General features: G+C 68.7%; 6 protein-coding genes. 5 read left to right on the top strand and 1 reads right to left on the bottom strand.

Translation table 11 applies throughout. The features are described from left to right. Positions 1–1,576: lytic murein transglycosylase (locus tag J5F18_RS15300; protein WP_346299426.1), on the bottom strand; the 1,576-nt coding region annotated here is incomplete at its 3' end. A gap of 187 nt (positions 1,577–1,763) precedes the next feature. On the opposite strand from J5F18_RS15300, the gene J5F18_RS15295 reads away from it, so the two are divergent. The 5 genes from J5F18_RS15295 to J5F18_RS15275 form a co-directional block, all read left to right on the top strand. Beyond that, on the top strand, positions 1,764–2,273 hold the full coding sequence (locus J5F18_RS15295) for a PaaI family thioesterase (protein WP_346299425.1): 510 nt from the start codon (positions 1,764–1,766) through the stop codon (positions 2,271–2,273). Beyond that, positions 2,266–2,736 (top strand): PaaI family thioesterase, encoded by a 471-nt coding sequence (locus J5F18_RS15290; RefSeq protein WP_346299424.1) that lies wholly within the window; start codon positions 2,266–2,268, stop codon positions 2,734–2,736. The genes J5F18_RS15295 and J5F18_RS15290 overlap by 8 nt, the downstream gene beginning before the upstream one ends. A 103-nt stretch (positions 2,737–2,839) precedes the next feature. Next, entirely contained in the window at positions 2,840–4,744 is a 1,905-nt protein-coding gene (gene htpG, locus J5F18_RS15285; protein WP_346299423.1) for a molecular chaperone HtpG, read from the top strand. Between the two features lie 269 nt (positions 4,745–5,013). Then, positions 5,014–6,582, top strand: coding sequence for a Re/Si-specific NAD(P)(+) transhydrogenase subunit alpha (locus J5F18_RS15280; protein ID WP_346299422.1), 1,569 nt, complete (start codon positions 5,014–5,016; stop codon positions 6,580–6,582). Positions 6,583–6,598: 16 nt separating this feature from the next. Next, positions 6,599–6,952: NAD(P)(+) transhydrogenase (Re/Si-specific) subunit beta (locus J5F18_RS15275; RefSeq protein ID WP_346299421.1), on the top strand; the 354-nt coding region annotated here is incomplete at its 3' end.

The following is a 6,952-nucleotide window of genomic DNA, read 5'->3' as shown; positions in this document are numbered from 1 at the left end:
TGTAGGCGCTCTCGCGGCGGGCGATACCCATCAGCAGGTAGGGGTCGACGCCGGTCATGCGCCCCCAGTGCAGGAAGTGTTCGCGGTAGGCCTCGGGGAAACGCCACTCCAGGGCGTCCCACATTTGCCCGGTGATGGTGGTCTGCACCAGCTTGGCGTGCCAGCCGCGGCGCTGGGCGTAGTCGGCCAGGGCCCGCGCCTCGCGCTCGCCGGCGCGCTCCACGGCCCCGTACCACTCGCTGGCGGCGAGCCCCGGCTCGCCGATGCGCATCAGCGCCTCGGTGCGCTGCACCGTGGGCCAGCGGGCCACCTGCTCCCGGTAGCCGTCATCGAAGCCGTTGCGCTCCAGGTTCAGGGCGTAGGGCTGGCCCAGGCGGTCGGCGGCGGCGAAGCCGAAGAAGCTGCGCCCCTGGGCGGCCAGGGCATAGGCCTCCTGGGCCCGGGCGTTGTCGCCGAGGCGTTCGTGGGCGCGTGCCGCCCAGTAGTGCCAGCGGCTGTTGTCGCGGGCCTCCGGTTCCATGCGCGCCAGCCAGTCGAGCACCCCGCGCCAGTCGCGCTCGCCCAGGGCGGCGCGCACGCGCAGCTCCAGCAGGTCGGCATCGCTGCGGCCGGCCAGGGTCTGGTCGACCCAGCCGCGGTTGTGGCGGATGTCGCGGACCAGCGAGTAGAAGACCAGGTCGCGCTCGATGGCTCGGCGGTGCTCGCCCTCGATCGACAGGTGCGGGCCGATCTTGCGCCACGCCTCCAGGGCCGCCTCGGTGTCGGCGCGGGTGAAGCCGTGCAGGGCGGCGGCGAACAGCGCGCCTGAGCCGCGACAGTCGGGGCCGATGCAGCTGGGCACCCGGGTCACCGCGGCGTAGTCGCCCGAGAGGCGCTCCACGGTGCGGCGGGCCTCGTCCCAGCGGCTGCCGAGCTGGCGGCCCAGGTAGCGGGCGAGGCCCGCCTCGCCGGCCTGCCAGGCCAGCATCTTGCGCTCCCAGATCTCCTGTTCGCCGATCTCCCCGCGGCTGCGCAGGGTGCTGAACAGGGTGTCGCAGGCGCTCGGCTGGGAACGGCCCACGTGCCACAGCTTGCGCCCCCCCTCGGCGGCGGCCGCCGGGTCGCTGCCCAGCAGGGCCGTGTAGTAGTAGCACTGGCGGGCGGTGCCGGCCGGTTCGCCGTCGGCCACCGCCAGCAGGCGGTCGAAGCGGCCGGCATGGCCGTACCGGGCGATGGCCTGGCCGCGCAGCCATTCGCCCAGCGGCGAGTCGGCGTGGCGCTCGATGAATACGAGGACCTGTCCCGGCTCGACGTGGGGCAGCCGGTCGCGAAGGCGGTGATACTCCACGTAGCCGGCCAACGGGTGGCCGTCGATGGCACGCGAGTCGATGCGAGCCCACTGCTGGTTGCGCGCCGCTTCCAGGGCGTCGCGCATGGCGCGGTCATCGGCCTGGACCAGCGGCAGCGAGAAAGGCAGCGACAGTGCCAGGACGGTCAGCAGCGACCCGAGTCGACGGGTGCCGCTGCGTCGGGCGCCGCTGCGTCGGGCCCCACGGCGCCGGGCACTGGGAAGCAGGGCGGTATGGCGTAGGCGCATGCGGGCATCTCCGAAGGGGGGGAGGGAAGGGTCTCCCGTATCGTGGCGCATTGCGGGCCGGCTGGGTAGGGGGGAACGGTAACGGAAGGTGGTCTGGCGACAGGAATCGGCCTTGTGTCGAGCCGGTGGCGCGGCTAGTCTTGAGTGACTTTCAAACGCTTGTTGGGAACTCCAGGAGGTTGACGGCGTGGCGTCCTGTTCCGAGCGAACCCCCGAGGCCTGGCGGCGCGCCCTGACGCGCTTCGTCCAGGTCATTCCCCATACCCGCGGGTTGGGGCTCGAAGTGCTGGCGGTCAGCGCCGAGCGCACCCTGATGCGCCTGCCCTGGCACGACGACCTCCTGGGCGACACCTCTCGGGAGCTGGTCCACGGTGGCGTCCTGACCATGTTGCTGGATACCGTCTGCGGCTCGGCGGTGCTTCGCAGCCTGCCGGCGCCCGAGGTGTGTCCGACCCTGGACCTGCGGGTGGACCACTACCGGCCGGCGGTGGCCGGCCTGGCGCTGTACGCCGAGGCGGGGGCGGTCAGGGTCACCGCCTCGGTGGTCTTCACCGAGGGTGTGCTGTGGCAGGAGGCGGGGCGGCCGGTGGCGAGGGGCATCGGCAACTTCATGCGGCTGGGGCCGCGCAACACGCCACCCGGCTTTGCCGAGGCGCTGTTTGCCGTAGAGGGCGAGGAGGAGAGAGGGCATGCCTGACGGCTTCGACAACGTGGCCTGGCTCGAGCGCACCCGGGCGGAAGGGGACCTGGCGGCCTGGCTGGCGCTGGTGCCCTATGCGCGGCGCCTCGGCGTCACGGCCCACGCGGACCCCATCGGCGCGGGGCTGCGCTTCCGGCTCGAGCCCCAGGCCGGCAATATCGGCAATGTGCTGCTGCCGGCGCTCCACGGTGGCGTGGTGGCCGCCTTCATGGAGACCGCCGCCACCCTCGACCTGCTGCTGGCGACCCGGGAGCCGCGGCTGCCGCGCATCGTCGACCTCTCCATCGACTACCTGCGCACGGCGCGGGTGGTGCCTACCTATGCCCGTTGCTCCCTGCTGCGCGAGGGGCGACGCCTGGCCAACGTGCAGGTGCGGGCCTGGCAGGACGAGGAGTCGGTGCCGGTGGCTACCGCCCGGCTGCACTTCGTGCTGGGCGAGCCCGGCGTTCCCGAGGCCTGAGCGGGGCGAGGGTTGAAAAGGGCCGGCGGGTCCCCATATCGGCGACAGTGTTTCACACCGCGGCACCCTGCGCCGCAGAACCTGTCGACGAGGTCCAGGACACATGACCACCGCCACCCATGAAGAAACCCTTGGCTTCCAGACCGAAGTCAAGCAGCTGCTGCACCTGATGATCCACTCCCTGTACTCGAATCGGGAGATCTTCCTGCGCGAACTGATTTCCAATGCCGCCGATGCCTGCGACAAGTTGCGCTATGCGGCGCTGGACAACGATGCCCTCTACGAGGGCGACAGTGAGCTGCGCATCGAGATCGAGCACGACGCCGAGGCGGGCACCATCACCGTGCGCGACAACGGCATCGGCATGAACCGCGACGAGGTGATCAGCAATCTGGGCACCATCGCCCGTTCCGGCACCGCCGAGTTCCTCAAGCAGCTCTCCGGCGAGCAGCAGAAGGACGCCCGACTGATCGGCCAGTTCGGCGTCGGCTTCTACTCCGGCTTCATCGTCGCCGACGAGGTCACCGTGCGCACCCGCAAGGCGGGCAGCGACAAGGCCGAAGGCGTGGAGTGGCGCTCGAAGGGCGAGGGCGAGTTCACCGTGGCCGACGTGGCGCGCGAGAGCCACGGCACCGAGATCGTGCTGCACCTGAAGGCCGATGCCCAGGAGTTCGCCGACGACTTCCGCCTGAAGAGCCTGGTGCGCAAGTACTCCGACCATATCGAGGTGCCGGTGCGCATGCCGAAGGTCGAGAAGGCCCGCGACGAGGAGGGCGAGGAGATCGAGGGCAGCGAGACGCTCAGCTGGGAGACCGTCAACGAGGCCACCGCGCTCTGGACCCGCCCCAAGGGCGAGATCTCCGACGAGGAGTACCAGGCCTTCTACAAGCACGTGGCCCACGACTTCGCCGACCCCCTGACCTGGAGCCACAACAAGGTCGAGGGCAAGCTGGAGTACACGAGCCTGCTCTACGTGCCGGGCCGCGCGCCCTTCGACCTCTATGAGCGCGACGGCGCCCGGGGGGTCAAGCTCTATGTGCAGCGCGTCTTCATCATGGACGACGCCGAGCAGTTCCTGCCGCTCTACCTGCGCTTCATCAAGGGGGTGCTGGACACCCGCGACCTGTCGTTGAACGTCTCCCGGGAGCTGCTGCAGCAGGACCCCAAGGTCGAGAAGATCAAGTCGGCCCTCACCAAGCGCGCGCTGGACATGCTCAAGAAGCTGGCCAAGGACAAGGAGACTTACCAGAGCTTCTGGAACACCTTCGGCAGCGTGCTCAAGGAGGGGCCGGCGGAGGACTTCGCCAATCGCGAGAAGATCGCCGGCCTGCTGCGCTTCTCCACCACCCACACCGACAGCGCCACCCAGGACCAGTCCCTGGCCGACTATGTCGCGCGCATGAAGGAAGGGCAGGAGAAGATCTACTACATCGTGGCCGACGGCTTCAACGCGGCCAAGTCGAGCCCGCATCTGGAGATCTTCCGCAAGAAGGGCATCGAGGTACTGCTCCTCCACGACCGCATCGACGAGTGGCTGATGAGCCACCTCCACGAGTTCGACGGCAAGGCCTTCGTCGACGTGGCCAAGGGCGAACTCGACCTCGGCGGCATCGAGGACGAGGCGGAGAAGCAGGCCCAGGAGGAGACCGCCAAGGCCAAGGAGGAGCTGGTCAAGCGGGTCAAGGAGGCGCTGGGCGACGAGGTCCAGGCGGTCAAGGTGACCCACCGCCTCACCGACTCCCCGGCCTGCGTGGTGCTGCCCGAGCACGAGATGGGCTTTCAGATGCGCCGCATCATGGAGGCCGCCGGCCAGAAGCTCCCCGAGGTCAAGCCGATCCTCGAGCTCAACCCCGACCATGCCCTGGTGGCCAGGCTGGAAGCCGCCGGGGAGGAGCTCTTCGGCGACCTGGCCCGGGTGCTGCTCGACCAGGCGATCATCGCCGAGGGGGGCCACCTGGACGACCCGGCAGCCTATGTGAAGCGCCTCAACGCCTTGTTGAGTGCCTGAGCCCTGCGGGTGCGTCGCCCGCTGCAGGCTGTCGCAGGCCGTCTTCGGGCGGCCTGCGCGTCGTTGTCGCTGGCCTTCCCGCCGCCTGCCTCTCCGCGGTTCGTGCCGTCAACGCTGATTGGCCCGGATTATTTCCGGTGTTTCAGCCCGATACTGCTACAGTGCATGGGCTCCGATGACGCCTCGATGGTTGTGCGCTGCAGCACAGTCAGGTATGAATATCCGGACTAACCCTTGCAAAATTTCAATAACCAAACGGGAGATCCAACGTGAAGATTGGTGCACCCAGGGAGCTCGCCAAGGGCGAGGCGCGTGTCGCGCTGACCCCAGAGAGCGCGCAGTTCATCCAGAAGCTTGGACACGCCTGCCTGATCGAGAGCGGCGCCGGCGAGGCCGCCGGCTTCGCCGATGACGCCTACCGCGAGGCGGGCGTCACCGTGGTGGAGGGGGCCGAGGCGCTGTGGTCCGAGGCCGAGGTGGTGATCAAGGTCCGCGAGCCCAGCGAGGCCGAGGCCGAACGCCTGCGCCAGGGGCAGACCCTGATCAGCTTCTTCTGGCCGGCCCAGAACGAGGCCCTGCTGGAGGCCTGTCGTGCCAAGGGCGCCACCGTGGTGGCCATGGACATGGTGCCGCGCATCTCGCGCGCCCAGAAGATGGACGCGCTCTCCTCCATGGCCAACATCGCCGGCTATCGCGCGGTGATCGAGGCGGGCAACAACTTCGGGCGTTTCTTTACCGGCCAGGTGACCGCCGCCGGCAAGGTGCCGCCCGCCAAGGTGCTGGTGATCGGCGCCGGGGTGGCGGGGCTCTCCGCCATCGGCACGGCCACCAGCCTCGGGGCCATCGTGCGCGCCTTCGACGTGCGCCCGGAGGTGGCCGAGCAGATCGAATCCATGGGGGCGGAGTTCCTCTTCCTGGACTTCGAGGACTCCCAGGATGGTTCCGCCAGCGGCGGCTATGCCAAGCCCTCCAGCCCCGAGTTCCGCGAGAAGCAGCTGGCGCTGTTCCGCAGCCAGGCCCCGGAGGTGGATATCGTCATCACCACGGCGCTGATTCCCGGCCAGCCGGCTCCCAAGCTGTGGCTCGAGGACATGGTCAAGGCCATGAAGCCAGGCTCGGTGATCGTCGACCTGGCCGCCGAGAAGGGTGGCAACTGCGACCTCACCAGGCCCGACGAGCGGGTGGTCAGCGATAACGGCGTGGTGATCGTCGGCTACAGCGACTTCCCCTCGCGCATGGCGACCCAGTCGTCGCTGCTCTATGCCACGAATATCCGCCATATGCTCACCGACCTGACGCCGGAGAAGGATGGCGCCATCGTCCACGACATGGAGGACGACGTGATTCGCGGTGCCACGGTGACCCACGCCGGAGAGGTGACCTATCCGCCGCCGCCGCCCAAGGTCAAGGCCATCGCCGCCAAGCCCAAGGAGAAGGTCAAGGAGCCCACGCTGGAGGAGAAGCGCGCCGCCGAGCTGGCCACCTTCAAGGCCCAGACCAAGCGCCAGGGCATCATGCTCGGCGTGGGGGGCGCCCTGATGCTGCTGCTGGCGCAGATCGCTCCGGCCTCCTTCATGCAGCACTTCATCGTCTTCGTGCTGGCCTGCTTCGTCGGCTTCCAGGTGATCTGGAACGTCAGCCATTCGCTGCACACCCCGCTGATGGCGGTGACCAACGCGATCTCCGGCATCATCATCCTCGGCGCCGTGCTGCAGATCGGCTCGGGTAACTGGATCGTGGTGCTGCTGGCGGCCATCTCGGTGCTGATTGCCACCATCAACATCGTCGGCGGCTTCCTGGTGACTCGCCGGATGCTGGCCATGTTCCAGAAATCCTGAGCGGCGGAGAGATTACATGTTGAGTCAGGGATTTGTATCGGCCGCGGCGATTGCGGCAAGCGTGCTCTTCATCCTCTCGCTGGGGGGACTGAGCAATCAGGAGAAGGCCAAGCGGGCGGTGTGGTACGGCATCATCGGCATGGCCGTGGCGGTGTTCTTTACCGCCCTGGGACCCGGGATCGGCGCCTACTGGCTGATGATTCCGCTGATCGTCATCGGCGCCGTGATCGGCTGGGTCGTGGCGAAGCGGGTGGCCATGACCGAGATGCCCCAGCTGGTGGCGATTCCCTCCCAGGCCTTCCGCGAGGTGGTGCGCCAGGCGCGTTCCCACCTGAATCCGGAGCAGATCCTGGTCAGCACCACCAAGGGC

It is taken from the genome of Halomonas sp. BM-2019 (assembly GCF_017584085.1).
This window is presented reverse-complemented; position numbering and strand designations above follow the sequence as displayed.

What these genes read in the sequence shown, in the direction of transcription:
- J5F18_RS15290 (WP_346299424.1), top strand. Translation starts at nt 2,266, where the DNA reads ATGCCTGACGGCTTCGACAACGTGGCCTGGCTCGAGCGCACCCGGGCG.
- htpG (WP_346299423.1), top strand. Translation starts at nt 2,840, where the DNA reads ATGACCACCGCCACCCATGAAGAAACCCTTGGCTTCCAGACCGAAGTC.